This is a genomic window from Nocardia cyriacigeorgica NBRC 100375 (assembly GCF_000308555.1).
GTDB lineage: Bacteria > Actinomycetota > Actinomycetes > Mycobacteriales > Mycobacteriaceae > Nocardia > Nocardia cyriacigeorgica.
Window position 1 is genome coordinate 1 of record NZ_BAFY01000251.1, and the last position, 19,834, is coordinate 19,834.

At 68.1% G+C, this 19,834-nt stretch carries 18 protein-coding genes and 1 pseudogene; 9 read left to right on the plus strand and 10 right to left on the minus strand.

Annotated elements, in window-relative coordinates; all coding sequences use genetic code 11:
* The first annotated feature begins 72 nt into the window (after nt 1-72).
* From RJ05_RS25105 to RJ05_RS25120, 4 genes are all read left to right on the plus strand, one after another.
* Nucleotides 73-1,812: a thiamine pyrophosphate-binding protein gene (locus RJ05_RS25105; RefSeq protein ID WP_051016896.1), complete on the plus strand. Its 1,740-nt coding sequence runs from the start codon at nt 73-75 to the stop codon at nt 1,810-1,812.
* A complete protein-coding gene (locus RJ05_RS25110) occupies nt 1,809-2,468 on the plus strand; it encodes an SRPBCC family protein (RefSeq protein ID WP_036541431.1) in 660 nt (219 codons plus the stop codon). Before RJ05_RS25105 ends, RJ05_RS25110 begins: the two co-directional genes overlap by 4 nt.
* The gene (locus tag RJ05_RS25115; RefSeq protein WP_036541433.1) at nt 2,468-3,499 is read left to right on the plus strand and encodes a 3-oxoacyl-ACP synthase III family protein; all 1,032 of its coding nucleotides are present in this window, start codon (nt 2,468-2,470) and stop codon (nt 3,497-3,499) included. Before RJ05_RS25110 ends, RJ05_RS25115 begins: the two co-directional genes overlap by 1 nt.
* A gap of 68 nt (nt 3,500-3,567) precedes the next feature.
* Complete coding sequence (locus RJ05_RS25120; protein WP_506330608.1) at nt 3,568-4,572, plus strand: aminotransferase class I/II-fold pyridoxal phosphate-dependent enzyme; 1,005 nt, start codon at nt 3,568-3,570, stop codon at nt 4,570-4,572.
* Between the two features lie 88 nt (nt 4,573-4,660).
* Here the strand turns inward: RJ05_RS25120 and RJ05_RS25125 are convergent, their stop codons facing one another.
* Both RJ05_RS25125 and RJ05_RS25130 read right to left on the minus strand, forming a co-directional pair.
* Nucleotides 4,661-4,981, minus strand: coding sequence for a hypothetical protein (locus RJ05_RS25125; protein WP_138445516.1), 321 nt, complete (start codon nt 4,979-4,981; stop codon nt 4,661-4,663).
* Between the two features lie 105 nt (nt 4,982-5,086).
* Nucleotides 5,087-5,287: pseudogene (locus RJ05_RS25130) on the minus strand (YnfA family protein); the annotation flags it as partial.
* Nucleotides 5,288-5,392: 105 nt separating this feature from the next.
* Between RJ05_RS25130 and RJ05_RS25135 the strand changes: the two are divergent.
* Nucleotides 5,393-6,220, plus strand: coding sequence for an SDR family oxidoreductase (locus RJ05_RS25135; protein ID WP_036541437.1), 828 nt, complete (start codon nt 5,393-5,395; stop codon nt 6,218-6,220).
* 70 nt (nt 6,221-6,290) lie between these two features.
* On the opposite strand, the gene RJ05_RS25140 is transcribed toward RJ05_RS25135, so the two are convergent.
* From RJ05_RS25140 to RJ05_RS25165, 6 genes are all read right to left on the minus strand, one after another.
* Complete coding sequence (locus RJ05_RS25140) at nt 6,291-6,701, minus strand: SCO6045 C-terminal-like domain-containing protein (RefSeq protein ID WP_249040441.1); 411 nt, start codon at nt 6,699-6,701, stop codon at nt 6,291-6,293.
* Nucleotides 6,702-6,706: 5 nt separating this feature from the next.
* On the minus strand, nt 6,707-7,558 hold the full coding sequence (locus RJ05_RS25145; protein WP_036541518.1) for an MbnB/TglH/ChrH family RiPP precursor modification enzyme: 852 nt from the start codon (nt 7,556-7,558) through the stop codon (nt 6,707-6,709).
* 16 nt (nt 7,559-7,574) lie between these two features.
* The gene (locus tag RJ05_RS25150; protein ID WP_249040442.1) at nt 7,575-8,546 is read right to left on the minus strand and encodes a TIGR04222 domain-containing membrane protein; all 972 of its coding nucleotides are present in this window, start codon (nt 8,544-8,546) and stop codon (nt 7,575-7,577) included.
* On the minus strand, nt 8,473-9,381 hold the full coding sequence (locus RJ05_RS25155) for a TIGR04222 domain-containing membrane protein (protein WP_081597522.1): 909 nt from the start codon (nt 9,379-9,381) through the stop codon (nt 8,473-8,475). The genes RJ05_RS25150 and RJ05_RS25155 overlap by 74 nt, the downstream gene beginning before the upstream one ends.
* A 109-nt stretch (nt 9,382-9,490) precedes the next feature.
* The gene (gene ggh, locus RJ05_RS25160; protein WP_036541445.1) at nt 9,491-10,828 is read right to left on the minus strand and encodes a glucosylglycerate hydrolase; all 1,338 of its coding nucleotides are present in this window, start codon (nt 10,826-10,828) and stop codon (nt 9,491-9,493) included.
* A gap of 151 nt (nt 10,829-10,979) precedes the next feature.
* Nucleotides 10,980-11,567 carry a DUF6069 family protein gene (locus RJ05_RS25165; RefSeq protein ID WP_036541447.1) on the minus strand — a complete coding sequence of 196 codons (588 nt, stop codon included), beginning with the start codon at nt 11,565-11,567 and terminating at the stop codon, nt 10,980-10,982.
* A 93-nt stretch (nt 11,568-11,660) separates the two neighbouring features.
* Between RJ05_RS25165 and RJ05_RS25170 the strand changes: the two genes are divergently transcribed.
* Both RJ05_RS25170 and RJ05_RS25175 read left to right on the plus strand, forming a co-directional pair.
* Nucleotides 11,661-12,365 (plus strand): SDR family oxidoreductase, encoded by a 705-nt coding sequence (locus tag RJ05_RS25170; RefSeq protein ID WP_036541449.1) that lies wholly within the window; start codon nt 11,661-11,663, stop codon nt 12,363-12,365.
* A 202-nt stretch (nt 12,366-12,567) separates the two neighbouring features.
* Nucleotides 12,568-13,359, plus strand: a complete 792-nt coding sequence (locus RJ05_RS25175) for a polysaccharide deacetylase family protein (RefSeq protein ID WP_036541450.1) — start codon at nt 12,568-12,570, stop codon at nt 13,357-13,359.
* Nucleotides 13,360-13,386: 27 nt separating this feature from the next.
* Here the strand turns inward: RJ05_RS25175 and leuS are convergent, their stop codons facing one another.
* On the minus strand, nt 13,387-16,260 hold the full coding sequence (leuS, locus tag RJ05_RS25180) for a leucine--tRNA ligase (RefSeq protein WP_036541452.1): 2,874 nt from the start codon (nt 16,258-16,260) through the stop codon (nt 13,387-13,389).
* A gap of 269 nt (nt 16,261-16,529) precedes the next feature.
* Between leuS and RJ05_RS25185 the strand changes: the two genes are divergently transcribed.
* Nucleotides 16,530-16,937, plus strand: a complete 408-nt coding sequence (locus RJ05_RS25185) for an SdpI family protein (protein WP_036541455.1) — start codon at nt 16,530-16,532, stop codon at nt 16,935-16,937.
* Nucleotides 16,938-17,030: 93 nt separating this feature from the next.
* Entirely contained in the window at nt 17,031-17,774 is a 744-nt protein-coding gene (locus RJ05_RS25190; RefSeq protein ID WP_036541457.1) for a glycoside hydrolase family 25 protein, read from the plus strand.
* Between the two features lies 1 nt (nt 17,775).
* On the opposite strand, the gene RJ05_RS25195 is transcribed toward RJ05_RS25190, so the two are convergent.
* A complete protein-coding gene (locus tag RJ05_RS25195; RefSeq protein ID WP_036541459.1) occupies nt 17,776-19,821 on the minus strand; it encodes a PhoX family protein in 2,046 nt (681 codons plus the stop codon).
* Between the last annotated feature and the right edge of the window lie 13 nt (nt 19,822-19,834).

Below are 19,834 nucleotides of genomic sequence, written 5' to 3' on the forward strand. Positions count from 1 at the left end.
GGACGTGAGCGAGCCCGTATCTCCTTCCAGGCGGCGCGCAGCACTGCCCACTCGGCGCTGGAAGGAGGTGCGATGCCCGACAGAGTTGTGGACTATCTGGTACGCACCATGCCCGAGCTCGACGTACGGCATATCTTCGGCGTCGACGGCGCCAATATCGAAGACCTCTACGACGCCATCTTCGAGGCGGGCGGCGCGGTGATCGGCGTGGTCGCCAAACACGAATTCTCCGCGGCCACCATGGCCGACGGGTATGCCCGCTCCACCGGCGGACTCGGCGTCGTCGCCGCCACCTCCGGTGGCGGTGCGATGAATCTCGTTGCCGGACTCGCCGAATCGTATGCCTCGCGAGTCCCGGTGCTCGCCCTGATCGGTCAGCCACCGACCACGCTGGAAGGTCACGGCGCCTTCCAGGATTCGAGCGGGCAGGCCGGCGCGATCGACGCGGTGCGGCTGTTCAGCACGATCAGCCGCTACTGCGCACGCGTGGCCCATCCCGCCGAACTTCCCGAACGGCTGGCGCGGGCGCTGCGGGCGGCCCGGCGCGGCGGGCCTTCGGTGCTGCTGCTGCCCAAGGACGTCCAGCAGGCCGGGATGGGTGGCATCGGCCCGTTCCGCCCCGACCCGCGCGCCACCTGGCTCGACGACGACGAACTCGAGCGGGTGCTGACCGCGCTGGAAACCGCGCGCAGGCTGGGCAAGATCGTGGTGATCGCCGGCGACCAGGTGGCACGCGACGATGCCCGCACCGCGCTCGCCGAGGTGGTGGCCGAACTGGACGCCCTGGTCGGCGTCGCACCCGACGCCAAGGACACCTACGACAATTTCGCGCCTGCGTTCTGCGGTGTCGCGGGCACGATGGGGCATCGCGAGCTGGCCGACGCCCTGGCCGAGGCCACGCTGTGTCTGCTGGTAGGCACCCCGATGCCGGTCACCGCGCGCACCGGGCTCGACGAGCTGCTCGACCGGACCGCCATCGCCAGCATCGGGATGGCCATGCCGCACCTGCCGACGACCCACGCGACCTGCACCGATGTCGGCGTCGCGTTGCGGATGATCCTGGCGCGGCTGCGCGGCGGGCACGACGGGCACGCCGGTGCCGAACTCGCCGACTCCACGGGGACCGCTGCGGCATCGCCGGTCGCGACCGCCGTGCGCACCACCCTGGTCACTCGCACGGCACCCGCCCGACAACTGACGCCGTTGCCCGTGCCCGAATCGCACGGCCCTGGCCTGCATTACCGCCAGATCGTCGAGGCGATCCAAGCCGCATTGCCCGAGGGCGCGGACGTCTTCGTCGACGCGGGCAATACCGGCGCCGCCGTCGTTCATCAGCTGCGGGTGCCGCGCGACGGCCGGTTCGTCGTCGCGCTCGGCATGGGCGGAATGGGGTACGCGTTCGGGGCAGGCATCGGATCGGCGTTCGCCCGCTCCCCCGAGGGTCATCGCACCGTGGTGATCGCAGGCGACGGCTCGTTCTACATGCACGGCCTGGAGCTGCACACCGCCGTCGAGTACGCGCTGCCGGTCACCTTCATCGTGTTCAACAACAACGCGCACGCCATGTGCGTCACCCGCGAACAGCTGCTGTACCGGGACCGCTACAGCTTCAACAGATTCCATCCCGCACTGCTAGGTGAGGGGATGGCGGCGATGTTCCCGTCGCTGAAGGTGCGCTCGGTGCACACGATGGACCAATTGCCCGCCGCCCTCACCGAATGCCTCGGCTGCCAGGGCCCCTCGTTCGTCTCCATCGATTGCGACCCCGACGAAATCCCACCCTTCCTGCCATTCCTGAGGAGTACACCGTGACGACAAGTGCCCTGCCCGCCCTCAGTGACATCGGCGACGACCCGATTCCCGGAATTCTGCGCATCGAGAATTCCGATAAGGAGGCCACCACGCCGATCATCATGGACATGCTGCGGTCGGTGTATCCGCACGATCAGATCTACGGTGACTTCTGCCCCGTCCAGGCCTACATCGCCGCGCCGCCGCGGGAGGTCTTCGAGTATCTGTCCGACACCAGGTCGCTGGAGGAATGGACCTACAGCCTGCGCGGATTCACCGAGACCGAGGAGCCGGGCCTGTGGCTGGCCTATGACCGGCTCGGTGACGCGACCAAGATCTACACCCGCACCGTCGCCGATACGCATGCCATGACGGTGGACTATCACTGCGCTTGGGATCAGAGCGAGCACCTGTGGATGGTGTATCTGATGCGGGTCGTCGACGCACAGGTAGTGTTCGACAAGCCGGGATCGGTTGTGCTGTGGGTCAATTGCAAGCACCCGTTCTATGACGAGAATCCTTATCCCGAATCGGCACCACCGAAACGGCCGGTGTGGGTCGGCGACTTCTGGGAGATGTTCTCGGCCGGACACCAATTGGAGATGGACAACCTCAAGGCGATCTGCGAATACCGCGCCGGCCATGGCCTGCCCATCAAACCGGAATGGATGAGCTGATGCCGGAAGCGACGCGTGGGCCGCAGGTCAGCCTGGTGGATGTGGCGAGCTATCTGCCCGGCGAGCCGGTCGGGACGGAATACTTCACACAGTTCTCGCGGTCGGACCGGATGGCCAAGAACGTCATGTTCCGTTCGCCGAAAACGCGCTATCACGTCGGGCGCGACGAAACCGCGGTCGATATGGTCGAGCAGGCGGTGGCGCCGCTGGTCGAACGGCACGGCGCGGATTTCCTGGCCGGGCTCGATGTTCTGATCACCCACACCCAGTTGCCCGACAACCCCGTCATGGGTTGCGGACCCGAGGTGGCGCGGCGGCTGAATGCCAAGCCTGGCTGGGTCTTCGACCTGCACAACGGCGGCTGCGCGGCCTTCGTACACATGATGGCGCTGGCCCAGACCATTCTGCGCACGACCGACGCCAGAACCGCCCTCATCGCCGCCACCCAGAATTGCGCGGGCCCGGTTTTCACCCAGTCCGATATCCGCAAACTCGCCCAGGCCCCCGTCCCCGGCGACGGCTGCGGCGTCGGCCTGCTCGTCCGTGACGACAGCGCACCGATCCTGGATATCGAATGTCGCACCTACCCCGAATTCGCCGGTGACATGGACTTCACCACCAACGGCGACCGCAAGTACTGGGAACCCGGTGCGGGCCACGGTTGCGTGAGTTTCACCGAATCGAAGATCACCAAGGTGTTCGCGCGCGGTAATCGGCTGGTTCCGGAAGTGGCGCTGGCGGTATGCGACCGGATCGGGGTGAAGGGGCGCGATATCGACACCTTCGTCACCAATCAACCGAACCGGTTGTTCCTGCGCAACTGGCATGATGCACTGGAGCTGCCCGCGGAACGTCATCCGGATACGTTCGACTCGTGCGGAAATCTCTTCGCCGCAGGGATTCCGGTGACGTTGGATGTGGAGAATCAGGCCGGGCGGCTGCGCAACGGTTCGGTGGTGCTGATGTCGGCGTTCGCTCACGCGGGAGATTTCGCCGCCGCGGCGGCGGTGCGGTGGGGTGCGGCGCGGTGAGCGTTCATCTGGCCGACCGAAGCCGATCGTCGCGGCGGTTTCATCCCACTACCCCGATCCGTTTCGACGTGAGCTTGAGCGAGAACCCCTTCCCGCCTTTGCCTTCGGTGCGAGCCGCGATCCAGCGCGAGGTCGCCCGAGCAAACAGATATCCCGAATTTCTGCCGACCCGTCTCGCCGCCGTCATCGCCGCCCACCTCGACATGCACCCGGATCAGGTGCTGGTCGGCTCCGGGGCCACCGGCGTAGCCATGCAGATCTTGCACACCCTCGGCGGGGCCGGCTCCGGCTCCGGTTCCGGTTCCGGTTCCGGTTCCGAAATGGTGCTCGGTATGCCGAATTTCGACGGCTACCCGATCCTGGCCGGCATGGTCGGCGTCTACGCCATCGGCGTCCCGCTCGATTCCGCAGGTCAGCAGGATCTGCGTGCCATGTCCCGCGCCATCACTTCCAGGACCCGCGTGGTAGTCCTGTGCCGCCCACACAACCCGACCGGCACCCTCATCCCCGAGCGTGACCTGCGCCGATTCCTACGCAGCGTCCCCACCCACATCCCGGTGATCCTCGACGAGGCGTACGTGGAATTTCTCCCGGCAGCCGACCGCCTCGACCCACGCACCCTCCTCGCCCGCCACCCGAACCTCCTGATCCTGCGCACCTTCTCCAAGGCCTACGGCCTGGCGGGCCTGCGCATCGGCTACGCCCTCGGCAACGCAGCCCTGATCGCCCGAGTCCGCCGCATCCAACTCCCCTTCGGGGTTCCCGCCTTCGCGACCGCCGCCATCACCGCCTGCTACGCCGCCGAGCCCGAACTCGCGGTCCGCGTAGCCCGGATCACCGAGGAGCGCGATTCGCTGCGGGAGGCGTTGAGCTGCACAGGAATCGACGTTCCTCCGAGCTACGCGAATTTCCTCTATCTGCCCGGCCCGAAGGTTGCTACCGCGCTACGCCGCGCAGGGATCGCGGCCAAGTCGTACGCCGATGGGAGCGCGCGGATCGCCGTCGGTGATGTCGACGCGGGGCGAGCGGTGCTGGAAGCAGTGCGCGCCGTTGCCCGCACCGGGGCTCGCTGACCGAACGCACGAGCCGATTCGGATCCGAGCCCCCTCTGGCATCCCGCAGGTCGAACGCCGCTACCCGCCCGGCCGGCCGGGCGTTCCTTCACCGGGACCACCGAGCCAGGTTGGGCCCGGTCCGCAGATTCACCGGTGGATACCAGACACCCGGCCACACCGGGACTCCGAGAGCGCGAATGTTCACCGGAAGGTTCTCGTCCACCACGATGTCCGGCGTGATGCGGCGCACCGGGGGCAACTCCGCACCGTCGGTGAGCAGATCCGCCACCATCGCCAGACAGTCCCGCTCGTCGTACCCGGTGACACCGGCATACGACCCGATCCACCACAGAGCCGACGCGTGGCCGCGCTCGAATTCGATCCAGAACCGCCGCACAACGGGCATACTCGCCCCCTTCGTGATCACCGATCGCACCGTACGGCGCCCATTCGGCCCCCGCCACTCGATAATCGGAAGGTCGCCGACCGGATTACCACTCGGCGGGCGCACCGTAAATCGCGTTGTGGCAGCTCACGCCGGACGCGGTGCGTACATGATGACCGCGACACCGGCCAGGCAGATGGTGGCGCCGATGAGGTCCCAGCGGTCGGGGCGGAAGCCGTCCAGTGCCATGCCCCAGAGTTGGGAGCCGGCTACGAAGACGCCGCCGTAGGCAGCGAGGATGCGGCCGAAGTTGGCGTCGGGTTGCAGAGTGGCGACGAAGCCGTAGACACGGCCATCGGGTTCGCCGCGCCCGCGGCGAACCCGCTTGACCTCGACAATTGTTTAGGTTCTACCGTCACTCTCAGTTGATCTGAGCGAACAGGAGAACCCACCATGATTCTCGTAACGGGAGCCACGGGGAATATCGGTAGTGCGCTGGTGCAGGAGCTGGCGGGCGTCGCGCCGGTGCGGGCGTTGACGCGCGATGCCGGACGGGCGCGGGTTCCGGCGGGTGTGGAGGTCGTCGAGGGTGACCTCGAGGATGTCGGCTCACTGCCAAAGGCGCTGGATGGGGTTCGGTCGATATTCCTGCTGTCTCGGATGGGGCCGGACGAGGAGATCATCGACGCCGCTCGGCGGGCTGGGGTTGAGCATGTTGTGCTGGTCTCGTCGATTACCGTGACGACGCATCCGCATTTGGGGCCGGCGGCCGAGAACGCGGCGGTGGAGAAGTTGGTCGAGGCCGGCGGGATGGAGTGGACGATTCTGCGGCCGACGCAGTTCGCTTCGAATACCGCGATGTGGGCGCCGGCGATCAGTGCGAATCAGCCGGTCGAGATTCCGTACGCCGACGTGGGGTTGCCGACGATTCATCCGGCCGATATCGCGTCGGTGGCGCGGGTGGCGCTGACCGATTCCGCGCATCGGGGACGCAGGTATGAGCTGACCGGGCCGGAGCTGATCACGGCACGTCAGCAGGTCGAGCAGATCGCGGCCGGGCTCGGCCGGGAGGTGGCCGTTCTCGAAATCAGCCGGGAGCAGGCACGATCGGGCATGGTCGAGGTCTTCGGTGAGGATGCCGCGGATGCGGTGCTCGATCTGATCGGCGGGGACGTGAACGAGGAACTACTCGCGGTGCGTGACACGGTGGAGCGGATTACCGGAGCGCCCGCCCGGCCGTTTCATCAGTGTGTAGCTGAGAACATCGCCGTATTCCGTTGAGTGCCGGCCACGTTCCAGGCAAGGAGCTGCTGGTAGAGCGATGATCGCCCCCCGAAGCAGGCCGGGCTGCTCAGCCCTTCAATCGCAGTAGCGTCCGCAAGCGGGCAACGATTCGACTCCTCTTGGACGGCAATCGGATTCCCAGATGAGCCGCGAACCCTGCGATATCCGCGTCCGTGGAAATCTTCGGGCGACCCCGCGCCCACGCGGCGAACGTCTTCTCGAAATCCGGCCCCGCGGCGTGGGCGAGCATGGGGTTGTGGCGGGCGAGGATGCCCGCACGCTTGCGCAGCAGGGCGGATTCGGCGGCGCGCAGGGCCACGTCGTCGAAACCCGGCGGCGTGGCCTCGCCTGCGACCAGAGCACGGACCAGCGCCGCTTGACGTTCGGCGAGGGCCCGGACGTCTTCGGACGAAACACCGTCGCTTATCGGATCGGGACGCTCGCCCGCCGCGCCACCGCGGCGCCTCCCGGGAGCCACGGCAGTCACACCCGCCCCCGAACAGACCGCGCGGCGCGGGCGCGAGCGGTGATCGGCGCGCGGGCGGCCGCGTTGGCGATGGCGTCGAGTTCGTCCAGGAGCTCTTCGGCGGGCGGGTAGTTGCCGTCACGTTCGAGCATCAGCGGGGCCGGGTAGTCGGTGGTGAATTCGGCGACCAGCGCGAGCACTTCGGCGGGAACGGGGTGCTGGTGGGTGTCGTGGTAGTGGCCGTCGGATTCGGTGCCGCCGGCGATGTGGCAGTAGGCGAGACGGTCGACGGGCAGGCGGCGCAATTCGCTGAGCGGGTCGCGGCCACGGTTGCGGGCGTTGGCGTAGACGTTGGCGATATCGATCAGCACATACGCGCCGGTGCGTTCGACCAGTTCGGTGAGGAATTCCGATTCGGTGAATTCGTCGTCGGGCCAGTCGAACAGGGCGGCGATGTTCTCCACCGCGAGCGGAACCGGGAGCCCGTCCTGCGTCCGGACGATGTTGCGGGTCAGCACTTCCAACGACGCGCGGGTGCGCGGAACGGGCAGCAGGTGGCCCGCCTCCAAGCCACCGGCCCGCACGAACGCCACATGCTCGCTCACCAGCGGCGCGGATACCCGCTCGGCACACAGCGCGAGATGGGCGATCCGCTGGTCGTCGACCGGTTCCACACCACCCAACGACAGCGTGACTCCGTGCGGCACAACGCTCGTCCCCCGCGCTCGCAGCGCCTCCAGTTCCGGTGGCACAGCGGCGGATGCGGGCAGCGATTCCGCGATCACCTCACAGAAGTCCAGCCCGTCGAGCTGATCGATCAGGCCGCAGATCTCCGACCGCCAGCCGATGCCGAGCGCGTGATCCGGCAGCAAGGCGTTCCCGGACTCAGCCACCGCAACCACCGCAACCACCACAGCCGCTGCAACCGCCCCCACCGCCGTCTCCCCCGCCGTCGCCGCCGCCATCGGCCCCACCCGACGGCGGTTCGACCGCCTGGGCCAGTGCCGGATCCAGCACCGTCAGCGCGGCGGCGCCGAACACCGCGACGGCGACAGCGGCCGCGCCGGCACCGTAGGTGGTGTAGGCCGGTGAATTCGACGGACGCAAGTGTGCATTGTCCTGCACAGCCCGGTCTCTGGCCGCCATGCCGCGCGGAGTGAGGCGCTCCGGAGTCATCACCCACCAGCCGGCGAAGGCCAGCACGAGCAGGCAGGGCACCAGGAAACCCGACGGATTGCCCGCGATCACGCCGGCGATCAACCGCACGGCACCGAGCACCCCGACGATCACGATCGGCATTGCGGCATCGCGGGCGTCCCGCTTGTCCGCCGCGCCGGTGAGGTAGCCGCGCTGGACCAGCGCGATCTCCAGTTCCTGCACCGGCTTCTTCGCGGCGGCGGCGATCTCGGTGATCGTCTGCTTCGTCGGGCCGAGCGCGCTGTGGATCGCGCTGGTGAACCAGTCCAGTTGGGCCCGCTCGGCCGCGGTGGGTGTGCGGGTGGGCGTGGCATCGGAATCGATGAGTTCATGGCTGCGCAGCAACGTGACGGCGGCGGTGACCGCGCGTTCCGCGCTGAACAGCATCGCCGTCTCCGGAGGGGTCAGCTTGTCCAGCGAGACGCCGTTCCATTCGGCCGCGTGCCGGTGGGCGTACTTGCGTTGCAGGTACACGCCCGCCGCGATGGCGAGCAGCGCGACCGGGATGTAGACCATCAGGAAATCGCCGCCGGAGATGCCCCAGGTTTCTCCTGCCGCGAGCACCTCGGGCTGCGTGGTCATCCGCTCATCCACCGCAACCACCGCCGCCGCCGCATCCGCCACCACCACCGCCGCAGCCACCGCCACCGCCACCGTCACCGCCGGAGCCTCCGCCGCCGTCGGCGCCACCGGTAGGCGCGTCCACCGTGCTCGCGAGCCCCGGATCGAGGACGGTCAACGCGGAAGTGCCGAAAACGGCCACCGCGATCGCGGCCGCACCCACGCCGTAGGTGGCGTAAGCGGGCGAATTCCGCGGCCGCAGATAAGTGTGCTCGGCCACCGCCCGCTTCTTGGCTTCGGCGCCGCGCCTGGTCACCCGGCCGGGATAGGCCACAAGGCGCCAGGCGATCGCCAACGCGGCCAGCACGAAGAACAGGAACAGCGTCGGATTGCCGTTGATCAAGCCAGCGAAGAACCGGACGACGCCGAGGATCCCGACGATCGCGATGGGCATGCCCGCATCGCGAGCGGCCCGCCGCGACGCCACGTCGGGCAGGTACCCGCGTTCGGTCAGCGAGGCCCGCAACTGCTCGATCTGCGCACTCGCCGACGCGGCGATACCGGCGACGGTCTGTTCCTGCGAGGTCAGCCGATCGAAGATCGCGAGCGTGAACCAGTCGAGCTGGGCGCGGTCAGCGGGTGTCATCGCACGAGTCGGGGTGGCCCGCGAGTCGATGAGGCCGTGGCTGCGCAGCGACGCCAGCGCCGCCATCACCGGGCGTTGATCGCCGTACAACATGGCGATCTCGGGTGCGCTCAATTTCTCTGTGGGCGCGGCCGACCGATCGGCATTGTGCCGCAACCACACTCCCGCCGCGACCGCGAGTATCGCCACCGGGATGTACACCGACAGGAATGCCGGACCCGAAATGCCCCAGGTCTCCCCCGCGAGTACGTCCGGATGCGCTGCGGCGAACCGCTCCACAACATTCATTTCGCGCCTCCGACCTGCGTCACTGTTGCACCAAGTATCGGGGCGAAGGGTGTTCGGCGCCACGACAAACCGGTGGCGGAACAGTAAAACCCGCGTGACCGGCGAGTTCTCAGCCCAGCCAGTCGAGCACCGAGGCCGCGGTCCAGGACTGCTGCATGCTGCCGAGCGGTTCCCCGGTGAACGGTTCGTAGTATTCGGCGAAGCTGCCGTCGCTGGCTTGGCGCAGGCCCTCGGCACGCAGCATGTAGGAGCGCTCGGCCCAGCCTCTGCGGGCGAAGGACCAGGAGAACAGCCACGTCATCACCGGCCAGACCGGACCGCGCCAGTACTCGCGCGGCCGGAAATCCTTCGACACCGGCGACGTCGACGGCGGCAGCGCGTAGCGCAGATCTGGGTGCGCGCACCACCGCGGGCCCTCGAACGAGCGGATCAGGGCGCGTTCGGCGTCGCGTTCGAGGCCACCGCAGAGCAGCGGCGCGAACATCGACAACGTTTCGGTGGTGATCCAGCGCTGCAACCGGACGTCGAAGTCGCGGGCGGCGCCGGTGCGTGGATCGGCGGAGGCCACCACTCCCGCGCGAAACCGTTTCGCCCAGCCGTACAACTCACGCACGTCGGCGTTGGGCTGGTGATATTCCTCGCCGATCTGGGCGAGCACCTCGCACGCCATGGCGAAGATCGCGGAGACGAACACGTCCTCGACCGCGAAACTCATCGTCGAGGTGAGCTGGAAATCGTCGTAGCCCGCCCGGCGCATCTGCTCGACCAGCCACAGGTAGCGGTCGTATTCGCGGTCGCTCGGGCGCTGGCTCGGATCGTCGATGACCAGGATGTCTTCCCGGCGGTAGGCGGGCAGATCGCCGGGCACCACGTTCGCGTAGGCGCGATCCCAGCGCGGTGAATTGTCCATCCCGGATTCCCAGCCGTGATAGAGCGTGATCCGGCCGTTCTCCTTGGGGTCGCGGGCGGTGGCGAGCCAGCGGTGCCAGCGCACCAGATCGGGCCAGCGCCGATTCAGGAACTCCTCGGCCACCGCTCGGGTGCTGCGGCCGTGCCTACGGGAATGGTCGAGGATGCGCTGCACCGCGATGGCGTGCACCGGAGGCTGGGTGATGCCGGAGGTGTCGGGCCCGTCGGGTGCGTGCACGGCCAGCGTGCGGCACTCCCACCTGGCCGGACCCGGGAAATAGCCGTCGACACCGTTGGCGAAGACGATGTGCGGGATCATCCCGTTCTTCCACTGCGCCGACAGCAATGTGTCGAGCTCGACCACCGCCCGCTCCACACTCAGCGGCGCCAGACCGACGGTGACGAACGCGGCGTCCCAGCTCCACATGTGCGGATACAGCCTGGGCGCGGCACTGGTCATGGTGCCCAGATCGTTACCCCGCAGCAGATAGGCCGCGCGGGCGGAGAGCTGAGTGGGGGTGAAACCTGGGTGGACCATGCTCCTATTCTGCGGGTTCACCGGCCGGAACGCTTGCCCGGGCGGAGTAGTTACATGGCCGTGAGCTGCGTGTTTCCGGGGCGTCACCGATGCGCGTAGCGGCGTAGCGGCGTCGGCTCCACGGCACTACCGGATGGAGCCGACGCGCGACTCAGTACTGCTGCGGCTGACGCTGGATCGCGCTGGCGCCGATCGAGCCGAGCAGGGTGATGATGCACAGACCGGCGATCAGGTTGATCACGGCGGTGGCGATCTTCGCGTCCAGGTCCGCGACCAGCGTGAACGGCAGCAGCACCGCCAGAGCGGTGAGCAGACCGGTGATCCAGTAGTAGAACTGCATCGGGCTCGGCATGAACGCGAGCAGCAGGTTGAGCAGACCGGTGGCGGCGATGGCGGCGGCGGCGCCCGCCAGGGCGTAGGACGTCGTGGAGACCGTGCCGTAGGCGCCCGCGCCCTCCGGCGAGAGCACCGCGATCTTCAGGATCCCGCGGACCAGCATGATCGCGACGACGATAACCAGCGCGACGACCACCGCCGTGCCGACGCCGCCTGCCCACAGTCTGCCCAGATTGATCTGCGGCATCTGCCGCTGCCGTTCCTGTCCGTACTGCTGCGGCTCCTGCCCGTACTGCTGCGGCTGTTGCTGCGAGTACTGGCTGTACTGGCTCTGGGTGTACGGCTGGGTGTAGGGCTGCTGGTGCGGGTCTTCCCGCCCGTAGTTGCGCGACGGATCCGTCATAGGGCGAAACTACCGCGCTCGGCCCGCCCTGCATATCCGAATGCGCTGCCGGGCCTGTCGCCGGATGGTGGGCCGCCGGTTAGCGTTGCCCGCATGACCACCGCCTCCGCTTCCGACTCGGCCCGCCCTACGGCGTTGATCACTGGTGCTGCCCGGGGTCTCGGCGCCGCGATCGCCCGTGCCCTCGCACCGACCCACGACCTGCTGCTCGGGGCCCGATCGGCGCGATCGCTCGACCCGATCCTCACCGAATTGCCCGGTGCGACCGGCATGCCGGTCGAGCTCACCGACTACGCGGCCGTCGCCGAGGCGGTGGCGCCGATCCAACGCCTCGATGTGCTGGTGCACAACGCGGGCATCGCCGATCTCGGCACTGTCGCCGAATCGCCGGTGCGGCAGTGGCGCACGACCATGGAGGCCAACGTCATCGCGGTCGCGGAGCTGACCCGCCTGCTGCTGCCCGCGCTGCGCGCCGCGAACGGGCATGTGGTGCTGATCAATTCCGGTGCCGGCCTGCGCGCCAACGCCGGTTGGGGGTCGTACGCGGCCAGCAAGTTCGCCTTGCGCGCCTTCGGCGATGCGCTGCGGCTCGAGGAGCCCGGCCTGCGCGTCACCTCGATTCACCCCGGCCGCATCGATACCGATATGCAGCGCGACATCGTTGCAGGTGAGGGGCGCGAGTATCGCCCGGAGGAATTCCTCACCGCCGAAACGGTCGCGCTGGCGGTGCGCAACGCGATCGAGACGCCGCGCGACGCCCACCCGACCGAGATCATCCTGCGTCCGATCGCGCGGTGAGTCGCTGCGGGCGAGTCTGTCCGGTCCGCTGCCTGCCGTCGGACCGATGGAGCAGGCCCCGGTTCGCGTGATCGGCGGACGGCCGGCGCGTGCGTGGCGATCCCGCCCCCGCGGGCACCCCGCCGGTAGAGTCCGGCCTGAATTGGCACGTCAGTGAGTGTTTTCGGGTAGCACGGTTCGGTTGGACGAGCGGGGTTGCGTGATGGACAGACGCCAGATGTTGTCGATGTTGGCGGCGGGGACGGCGATGGCCTTGGCGGGATGCAGTGCCGCGCAGGGTGAGCCGGCCGCGGTGGGGATGCCGGAGGTGCCGGTTCCGGCGCCGGTACCGCCGCCGCTGCTGCCGCCTCCGCCGGGTGGCCCGAAGACGACGATCGCGGCCGAGACGATCACCGTGCTGCCGGGGCCCGGGAACAGTATGGCGCTCACCGTGGACGACGGCGCGAGTCCCGAAGTAGTCGGTGCCTACATCCGATTCGCCAAGGACACCGGCGCCCGGTTCACCTTCTTCGTCACCGCGTACTACGAATCCTGGAGCATGCACCGCGACGAACTGCGGCCGCTGGTCGATTCCGGGCAGATTCAGCTCGGCAACCACACCTGGGATCACGCCGACCTCACCGCCATCTCCGCTTCAGCGGCCGCGTCGCAGCTCGAGCGCTGTAAGACGTTCCTGTGGAACACCTTCGGAGTAGACCGCACGCCCTACTACCGCCCGCCCTTCGGCAGGCACAACCCGGCAGTCGACGCCGTCGCCGCCGACCTCGGCTACACCGTCCCGGTCATGTGGTACGGCTCGCTGTCGGACTCCGGACTGATCACCGAGGCGTACCTGATGGAATGCGCGCGTAAGTATTTCAACCCGCAGACCATCGTCATCGGGCACGCGAACTTCCCGCCCGTCACCCGCTGCTACGGGCAACTGGTCGACATCATCCGGGAACGCAACCTGTCGATGGTCACGCTGAACGATGTGTTGCAGGTGCAGGCCTGAACCGCGGGCTCAGGCCGTACGCCCCACTCAGGGAACGATGTTCACCATCCGGCCCGGTACCACGATGATCTTGCGCGGCGCGTTGCCCTCGAGCAGCGCCGCGATCTTCTCATCGGCCAGCGCCGCCGCCTCGATCGACGCCTGATCGGCATCGGCGGGCACCTGAATGCGGCTGCGCACCTTGCCCTTCACCTGGATCGGGTACTCCACCGACTCGTCCACCAGCAGCGCCGGATCGGCGACCGGGAACGGCCCGTGGGCCAGCGCGGTGGTGTGGCCGAGGCGCTCCCACAGTTCCTCGGTGATGTGCGGCGCCAGCGGGGCGAGCATCAGCACCAGCGGCTCGACCACCGAACGCGGAGCGCCGTCGGGATAGGCCTTGGTGAGGTGGTTGGTCAGCTCGATCAGCTTGGCGCCGGCGGTGTTGTCGCGCAGCGCCGCAAGATCCTCGTCGACGCCTGCGATGGTCTTGTGCAGCAGCCGCAACGTCTCGTCGGAGGGCTGTTCATCGGTGACCCGCAGTGCACCCGACTCCTCGTCCACCACCAGACGCCATACCCGCTGCAAGAAGCGGTGCGCGCCGACGACGTCCTTGGTCGCCCACGGACGCGAGGTGTCCAGCGGACCCATCGACATCTCGTAGAAGCGGAAGGTGTCGGCGCCGTACTGATCGCAGATCTCGTCCGGGGAGATGGCGTTCTTCAGCGACTTGCCGATCTTGCCGTACTCCTGGTTCACCTCGATCTCGGTGCCGGAGGCGTCGGTCCAGAAGAACTTGCCGTCGCGCTCGACCACCTCGGCCGCGGGCACATACGCGCCACGGGAATCGGTGTAGGCGTAGGCCTGGATGTAGCCCTGGTTGAACAGCCGGCGGTACGGCTCGCAGCCGGAGACGTCACCCAGATCGAACAGCACCTTCTGCCAGAACCGCGCGTACAGCAGATGCAGCACCGCGTGCTCCACACCGCCGACATACAGGTCGACGCCGCCCGGATCATCGGGACCGTGGCCCTCGGCGCGCGGGCCCAGCCAGTACTGCTCGTTCTCCTTGGCGCAGAACGTCTCCGCGTTCGTCGGATCGGCGTAGCGCAGCTGATACCAGGAGCTGCCCGCCCAGTTCGGCATGACGTTGGTGTCGCGGCGATACATCTTGGGGCCGTCGCCCAGATCCAACTCGACGTTCACCCAGTCGGTGGCCTTGGCCAGCGGCGGCGACGGCTCGGAATCGGCGTCGTCGGGGTCGAAGGTGACCGGCGCGAAATCGTCGAGCTCCGGAAGCTGGACGGGCAGCATGGATTCCGGCAGCGCGTGCGGTGCGCCGTCCTCGTCGTAGACGATGGGGAACGGTTCACCCCAGTACCGCTGGCGGGCGAACAGCCAGTCGCGCAGCTTGTACTGGACGGTGCCGGTGCCGTGGCCGTCGGCTTCCAGCCGGCCGATGACGGTGGCCTTGGCCTCCTCGACGCTCAGTCCGTTCAGGTAGTCGGAGTTCACCAGGGTGCCGTCGCCGGAGTAGGCGGCCTCGGTGACGTCGCCGCCGGAGATCACCTCGACGATCGGCAGGCCGAACGCGGTCGCGAACTCCCAGTCGCGCTGGTCATGCCCGGGGACGGCCATGATCGCGCCGGTGCCGTATCCGCTGAGCACGTAATCGGCGACGAAGATCGGCACCTGCGCGCCGTTGACCGGGTTGGTGGCGTAGCTGCCGAGGAAGACGCCGGTCTTCTCCTTGTTCTCCTGCCGCTCCAGATCCGACTTCGCGGCGATCGCCTTGCGGTAACCGGCCAGGGCGTCGGCGGGAGTGGCGGCACCGCCGTTGGTCCAGCGCGGGTCCACACCCTCGGGCCAGGCTGTCGCGGTCAGCTGATCGGCCAGCTCGTGTTCGGGCGCCAGCACCACGTAGGTGGCGCCGAACAAGGTGTCCGGGCGGGTGGTGAAGACCTCCAGCTCGTGCCCGTCGGCGGCGAACCGCACCTGGGCGCCGCGCGAACGGCCGATCCAGTTGCGCTGCATGGCCTTGACGTTCTCCGGCCAATCCAGCCGATCCAGATCGTCGACCAGCCGGTCGGCGTAGGAGGTGATCCGCATCATCCACTGCCACAGGCGCTTACGGAACACCGGGAAATTGCCGCGTTCACTGCGGCCCTCGGCGGTGACCTCTTCGTTGGACAGCACCGTGCCCAGACCGGGGCACCAGTTGACCACCGAATCCGTCTGGTACACAAGGCGGTAGGAGTCGATCAGGGCGCGACGCTCGGCCGCCGACAGGCTCGCCCAGTCCTTGTCGCCCGGTACCGGGCGCGCGCCGGTGGCGAACTGCTCTTCCAGTTCCGAGATCGGGCGGGCGCGATCCAATTCCTGGTCGTACCAGGCGTTGTAGATGCGCAGGAAGATCCACTGCGTCCACTTGTAGTACTCGGGATCGGTGGTCGCGAACGAGCGACGGCGATCATGGCCGAGTCCCAGCCGGTCCAGCTGGCGCTGCATGGTCGCGATATTGGCTTCGGTGGTGTCGCGCGGATGCGCACCGGTCTGCACCGCGTACTGCTCGGCGGGCAGGCCGAAGGCGTCGTAGCCCAGCGCGTGCAGCACATTGCGGCCGTGCATGCGGTGGTAGCGGGCGAACACATCGGTGGCGATATAACCCAGCGGGTGACCGACGTGCAGGCCCGCGCCCGACGGGTACGGGAACATGTCCTGCACGAACAGCTTGTCCGGGGGCGTGGGGCCGGCCAGCGGGCCTACCGGGTTCGGGGCGTGGAAGGTGCCGCGCTCGGCCCAGGTCTGCTGCCAGCGGCGCTCGATCCGGCCGGCGAGCTCGGCGGTGTAGCGGTGCGCAGGTGCGTCGTCGGACGCGGCGGTCTGCCCGGCCGCAGGGTCGGTTGCACGGGTGTCCTGCACGGTTCTGCCTTCTTTGCTCGCCGATCGGGAGAAATATCGTCGTCGAACAGGGTAAGACCTGGGACTTGACAACCCCAAAAAGGGGCCGCTGGGCGTTCTACGTCCCAGCCGATGCGGCACCGCGGCGGTTCGCGGTCCCACCTCGGAGGCCGCGCGACGGTGGGCTCGGTGCGCCACCCCCGCCGGCGACGCGTGATGCGGACCACGACAGGCCGCGACTCCAGGGATCGGCCGACCGCAGGTGAAAGGCCCTGCGGTAGCCTGCTGGGGTGGTTGTCGTCCCTATCATCCTGTTCCTGCTGGCCGCCGTAGCGCTGGCGATCGGCGTGCTGGGACTGGCGGGCAAACTGCCGCGCAACCGATTCGTCGGCGTGCACACCGATGAGGCGCTGAGCACCGACGAGGTCTTCCGCGTCGCCAACCGCGTCGCCGCCCCCACCTCCCTCGCCGCGGGCGCCCTGCTGTTCTGCGGCGGGCTCGTGACCCTCGCGGCCGGCGGCTTCGCCGTCGTCCTGATCGCCCTCGGCGTCGCGATCATCGCCCTGTTCACCCTCGGCGCGGGCGCCACCGCCGGAGCCCGCGCCGCCGCCGCCCTCGCCCCACCCACCGACACCGGCAGCTGCGGCAACTCCTGCGGAGCCTGCTCCCTGCGCGACACCTGCCAGCCCGCGGTCTGAGGGCGCCCTGTGAACGCTCACGGGTGAACATTCGGCAAAAGCATCAGATGTAACACTGGTCACATCTTTCTCGGGTGGCTATCGTCAGTCGGCATGGAACACACCCGCTGGAGAGCGACCTGCAAGCTTGCGTTGTCCGCCTTCATCGCGGGCGGAATCCTCACCTCGACCATGCCTGCGGCGCAGGCCGAGCAGACCGGGCCGGATGTGTCGTCGTGGCAGCACATCGACGGGCGGATGATCGATTGGTTCGCGGTCAAGCGGGCGGGGCACGACTTCGCGATGGTGAAGGCGACCGAGGGACTCACCTATATCAATCCGTATTTCGTGCCGGACAGTGTGTTGATGCGGGCGGCCGGGGTGGCGCGGGGGACCTACCACTACGCGCGGCCGCACCTGCCGCCGGAACCGCAGGCGGCGATGTACGCCGCGGTGGTGCTGGGGCAGAACGGGCCGCTGGATCTGCCGCCGGTGCTGGACCTGGAGGATTCGGGTGGGCTGGCGCCGGCCGCGTTGATCGACTGGACGCACCGCTACCTGAATACCGTGCAGGCGTTGACCGGCCGGGTGCCGATCATCTACACCTATCCGAACTTCTGGCGCACGGCGATGGCCGACAGCAATCAGTTCCACCGGTACCCGCTGTGGATCGCCGACTATCGCGGCAATCCACAGCCGGAGGTACCGGGTGGCTGGCCCGCGTGGACGTTCTGGCAGACCACCGACAGCGGGTCCGTACCCGGGATCGCCGGTGGTACCGACGTGAACGTCTACAGCGGGGCTCAGGGCAATTTCGCGCAGTTCGCGAACATGGCCGGGCTGTTCGGCAGCAGCTGAGCTAGACGCCGATGCGGCCGCCGTCGGCCTTCCACACGGCGACGACCGACGGACGCGGCTGGGTGTCGCCACCATCGGGCCAGTGCGAGACAGGTGCGTCGGCCGACGCCCCGTCCTCTTCACCCGGATGCTGCACACACACCAGCACCCGCTGCTCGGTGATGACCGGCCCGCAGGTCTCGCCGCCGGCGGGCACGGTGAGGAACTGCTTGGTCTCACCGCGGCGCTCACCTTCGAGCGTCACCGCGAACAGGCCGTCATTGGATTTCAGCGCGTTGCCGTCGGTGGAGATCCACAGGTTGCCGTACGGGTCGAAGGCCACGTTGTCCGGGCAGGAGATCGGGCTGACCTTGGACTTGTCGAACCCGCCGTAGTAGGTGTCGGCGGCGGCCGGGTCACCGCAGACCAGCAGCAGTGACCAGGTGAACTCGGTGCCCTTGTGATCGTCGACGATCTCGAGGATCTGGCCGTTCTTGTTCTTGATCCGCGGATTGGCCTCGTCGACGCCGGCCTTGCCGTCCTCGCCGCGCTTGCTGTTGTTGGTCAGCGCGACGTAGACCTTGCCGGTCTTCGGGTTGGCCTCGAAGTCCTCCGGGCGGTCCATCTTGGTGGCGCCCACCTTGTCGCCGGCCAGCCGGGTGAACACCGCGACTTCCTGCGCCGTCATGCCCTCGACCAGCGATTTCGCGCTGCCGTCCTCGGCGGCCTCGAGGATCGGGATCCACTGGCCCTTACCCGTGAAGCCCTGGTCGGAGGGCAGGTTGCCGGAGCCGTCGATCCGGTCGGGGTGATCGCCGGTGAGCTTGGCGACGTAGAGAGTGCCGGCGTCCAGGATGGTCATGTTGTGGCGGCGGCTCGCCGCGCCGGTGCCGGGCTGGATCTTGCGGGACGAGACGAACTTGTACATGTACTCGAACCGCTCGTCGTCGCCGCTGTAGGCGACCACGGTGCCGTCCTCGGTGACGTGGATATTGGCCGCCTCGTGCTTGTTGCGGCCCAGCGCGGAATGCTTGACCGGGATGGAGGCGGGATCCCACGGGTCGATCTCGACGACGTAGCCGAAACGGTTGGATTCGTTGGGTTCCTGCGCCACATCGAAGCGCTTGTCGAACTTCTCCCAGAAATGCGGGGAATCGACTTCGCCGACGCCGTAGCGCTCGGCGCGTTCCGCTGCGACGGGATCGGCGGGCTTGCCCACGAAGTAGCCGTTGAAGTTCTCTTCACCGGAAAGCACGGTGCCCCACGGCGTTACACCACCGGCGCAGTTGGCGAAGGTGCCCGCGACCTTGGTGCCGGTGGGGTCGGCGGAGGTCTTCACGAAATCGCTGCCCGCGGCCGGGCCGGTGAGCAGGAACTCGGTGTCGGCGGTGATGCGCCGGTTGTATTTGCCGAACGCCGGGGTGAGTTTGCCGGTGCCCGATTCACCGGCCACCTCGACCACCGAAAGACCGTGCGCGGCAATGGCAATGCCGAACTGTTCGGGCGTCATGGTCTCGCCGTTGAAGCCTTTGAACATGAACGGTTCGGTGGTGTATTCGTGATTGACCACCAGCAGGTAACGGTTCGCCTGCCCTTCGATCGGCAGCAGCGCGGCGAAATCGTTGTTGTAGCCGAACTGTTTGGCCTGCGCGGCAGCGGTCTGGTTGTCGAAATCGAATTGCGGGGCGTCGGGGAAGATCGGATCGCCCCAGCGGATCACCACGCCCTGCTCGTAGCCCTCCGGGACGACGACGGCGTCTTCTTGGTTGGGCGCCACCGGCGTGAACCCGGTGCCCGACCCGGCGTCGGAATTCGATGCCGCCTCGGCGCCGTCGTCACCGCAAGCCGCGAGCAAACTGCCGGCGCCCACCGCGAGCACCGCGGCCGCACCGCCCTTGAGCACCCCGCGCCGCGACATGGCCGAGACGATGTCGCCGAAGTATTCGCCCGAGGACTTGTTGGAGACCTCGTGGAAGCACGCGTTACCGCACTTATAGGCGCAGGTAACCGCGGAGCGCGACGACTTACCGTCGTGCTGCACGAACAGGGCGAGTGGGGTGAAGCTCACGGTGCCTCCTGGA

Bases quoted from the DNA above. Each gene is read 5' to 3' on its own strand.
- RJ05_RS25170 (WP_036541449.1), top strand. From the start codon at position 11,661: ATGACCACCGCCTCCGCTTCCGACTCGGCCCGCCCTACGGCGTTGATC.
- RJ05_RS25190 (WP_036541457.1), top strand. From the start codon at position 17,031: ATGGAACACACCCGCTGGAGAGCGACCTGCAAGCTTGCGTTGTCCGCC.
- RJ05_RS25105 (WP_051016896.1), top strand. From the start codon at position 73: ATGCCCGACAGAGTTGTGGACTATCTGGTACGCACCATGCCCGAGCTC.
- RJ05_RS25165 (WP_036541447.1), bottom strand. From the start codon at position 11,567: ATGACGGATCCGTCGCGCAACTACGGGCGGGAAGACCCGCACCAGCAG.
- ggh (WP_036541445.1), bottom strand. From the start codon at position 10,828: ATGGTCCACCCAGGTTTCACCCCCACTCAGCTCTCCGCCCGCGCGGCC.
- RJ05_RS25115 (WP_036541433.1), top strand. From the start codon at position 2,468: ATGCCGGAAGCGACGCGTGGGCCGCAGGTCAGCCTGGTGGATGTGGCG.
- RJ05_RS25135 (WP_036541437.1), top strand. From the start codon at position 5,393: ATGATTCTCGTAACGGGAGCCACGGGGAATATCGGTAGTGCGCTGGTG.
- RJ05_RS25175 (WP_036541450.1), top strand. From the start codon at position 12,568: ATGGACAGACGCCAGATGTTGTCGATGTTGGCGGCGGGGACGGCGATG.
- RJ05_RS25155 (WP_081597522.1), bottom strand. From the start codon at position 9,381: ATGAATGTTGTGGAGCGGTTCGCCGCAGCGCATCCGGACGTACTCGCG.